1 protein-coding gene is annotated in these 2996 nt (G+C 68.3%); it reads right to left on the bottom strand.

Annotated features, from left to right (window positions below):
• A partial coding sequence (locus tag O3Q52_RS51400) for a hypothetical protein (RefSeq protein WP_269655291.1) occupies window positions 1-2996 on the bottom strand: 2996 nt, incomplete at both ends.

The following is a 2996-nucleotide window of genomic DNA, read 5'->3' as shown; positions in this document are numbered from 1 at the left end:
TCCCGGAGGCCGAGCTGGTGGGTGAGCTCGTGCACCATCTGCACCGGGGCCGCGTCCGCCCACCAGGTGACCTGATCCATGGCCTGATCCCGGCCGGTCAGATTCACGGTCAGGTGGGGAGCCTTGTCCGGAGCCGGGTCCGGACCGAGCTGGTCCAGATCGACGTACTCGACGGTTACGTGCAGCAGGTCGCCGTTGGGCAGGCGGTAACCGGGACTGTTCAGGAACTCCGCTACACCCGTGTCGAGTTGGGCGAAGGCGTGCGCGGGCAGGCCGTCCGTGCCGCGCATCGCGACGCGGACGGTGAGGTCGGTGACCGGGTCGCCGTCGTACGTGAACCGCCGCGCGTCGAAGCCCGACCGCACCACGAACCGCGGCCGGCTGTCCCGCGATCCCCCGGGCCGTCGCGCGCCGACCGGTGGCGTCCGCGGGGCTGTGCCGGTGCTGCTCCCGGGCAGGTGCGGGCGTGCTTCGCCGGTCTCGGTGCTGCTCTGCACCAGCGCGGCGGTCTGGATGCTGTCGCCCTGGTTGTTGAACGCGACGCTGCTGCCCAGCCCCAGGAAGCTGCCCGTGACGTTGTACCAGCTCTTGTCAGCCGGCAGCAGCCTGTTGACGGGACTGTCGTCCGCCAACCGCGCCGCGAACTGCTCCTTGTAGGCGTTGTAGACCTTCGCCGTGTACCGCGGCTCCCAAGCGGCGTCCTTGCGCTTGTCGTTGGTCAGCGCGATCGTCGCCAGGTCCATCAAGTAGGTGTCGATCAGATCCGTAACGTCCTTGGACTTCGCGCCTTCCTCACCTACGCGTGCGTCCTCCGCCAGCACCTCGGCCATCTTGAGCACGATGTCCCGGTAGGTCCGATGCCGCGTACTGCTCGGGAAGGCCGCCATGATGTGGTCCGCCTGACAGGCGCCCTCGGTGTTCATCGTGCGCAGCGGAGTCAGGTGCGTCAGGCCCGGAACGGGCAGATCGACTCCGGCGAACATCCCCTCCTCGTCCCGGATACCCGTGTTCTGGGAGGCCAGCGGGTGCAGCCCGATCTCATGGGCCAGCATCCCCATGACGTAACCCGTGTCGTACTTCTCGAAGTAGTAACTCGCCAGGTTGATCTGGACGCCCTCGTCACCGAGGTCGATCACGTCCGCTGGCGTCTCGGTCGTCCGCACGTGCAGCGTGATACGGACCGGACGGCCGTTGACGTAGTCGCGGATCGTGTCGTGCTTGCGCAGCAGCTCGATGATCCGGACCGCCTTGTCGCGGTACTTCTCGTCCGTGTGCTTCAGGTTGGTGAACTCGTAGTTCCCCGACTTGAAGGGGGTGAGCGCAGGATCCACCGCCGTGGGCGCGGGCGCGTTGTTCGGGTTCTGCGGCATGCGGGCCGGGACGCCGGTGGCCGTCGTCCCGTCGGTGTTGCTCTGGGGCAGCCTGGGGCGCGCCTCGCCGGGCTGACCAGCGGTGTCGGCGGCGGGCTGCGCCGGAGCGGGCCGTTGGATGCTGTCGCCGCGGTTGTTGGTCCCGACGTTGGCGGCCAGCGTCGCGAAGTCTCCCAGTACGCCGAACCTGCCCTTGTCCGCGGGCAGCAGGGCACGGACCGGGCTGTCCTGGGCGAGGTGTGCGGCCAGTTGAGCCTTGTAGGCGTTGTAGACCTTCGCCGTGTAGTTGGGGTCCCTGATCGCACGCGCCCGGTGGTCGTTGGTGACCGCGATGGAGGCGAGGTCCATCAGGTACGTGTCGATCAGGTCGGTGACGTCCTTGGGCTTGGCGCCCGCCACCCCGACCCGCGCGTGCTGCGCGAGCACCCCTGCCATCTCCAGGACGATGTCGCGGTAGATGCCGTGCCGGATGCTGTGGGGGAAGGCCGCCATGATGTGGTCTTCCTGGCCGGCACCGATGGTGTTCATGAAGCGCGGCGGGTTCAGGTTCTCCAGCCCCGGCACCAGGAGGGGCATCTCCCGGTACAGGTCCTCCTCCTCCGGGATCCTCGTGTTGCGGGACGCGAGGGGGTGCAGCCCGATCTCATGGGCCAGCATCCCCATGACGTAACCCGTGTCGTACTTCTCGAAGTAGTAGCTCGCCAGGTTGATCTGGACGCCCTCGTCGCCCAGGTCGATCACATCGGCCGGGGTTTCCGTCGTGCGCACGTGCAGAGTGATCCGTACAGGGCGGCCGTCGACGTAGTTCTTGATCGTGCTGTGCTCGTCGAGCAGCTCGATGATCCGCACCGCCTTGTCGACGTACCGGTCCGTCTGGTTCAGGTTCGTGAACTCGAAGTTCCCCAGCTTGAAGGGGCGCAGGACCGACTCCGGCGCGACGGGCGTGGTGGCGGGTGCCGTCCCCGAACTCATCGGCACGTTCGAGTCCATGGTCGGCACGTTCGAGTCCGTGGGCACGTTCGTGTCCGTGTCCCTGCCGGACAGCGTGCTCAGCTCGTACGCCTCCTCCTCCTGGAGTCCCGGGAGGTTGCTGCCCGTCGGTGACGGCGGCAGCGGCGGAAGAGTGGCCGGGTCTTCGAGGACCGGCCCCTGCGTAGCCGGATCCTGGGTCACCGGATCCTGCAAGGCGGGGTCGTGTATTGGCGGGACCGACAAGATGGTGTCGACGGGCGTTGTGACCTGCCCATCGGTATCCGTCCCGGGAGCCTTCGGTTCCGGAGCGGCCTTCTGCTCGGAACCCTTCTTCCCGGTGTCCTTCGGTTTCGGCGCCTTCGAGTCCTTCGACTCAGGGGCCTTCGTGTCCTTGGAATCGGGAACCTTGGGATCGGGAACCTTCGGCGCAGGGGCCGGGGTGTGGAGGCTCACCGGCACGAAGTCGCCACCGCGTCGCCGGAGCCGGATGTGCGGGCCGCTGTCGCCGCCCGGCCCCGCGTACGTGTGGAAAGTCCCGTTCTCCTCGATCAGCGTGACCGTCGCGCCGGTCGCGGCGGCGGCCCACTGCGCCACCGCGCGGTCCGCCCCGGGACCCCACGGGGCCTCGGCGAGGTGCCGGCGCAGGGGGCCGTC

The sequence above is a fragment of the Streptomyces sp. ActVer genome, assembly GCF_027270795.1.
Taxonomy (GTDB): domain Bacteria; phylum Actinomycetota; class Actinomycetes; order Streptomycetales; family Streptomycetaceae; genus Streptomyces; species Streptomyces umbrinus_A.
This window is presented reverse-complemented; position numbering and strand designations above follow the sequence as displayed.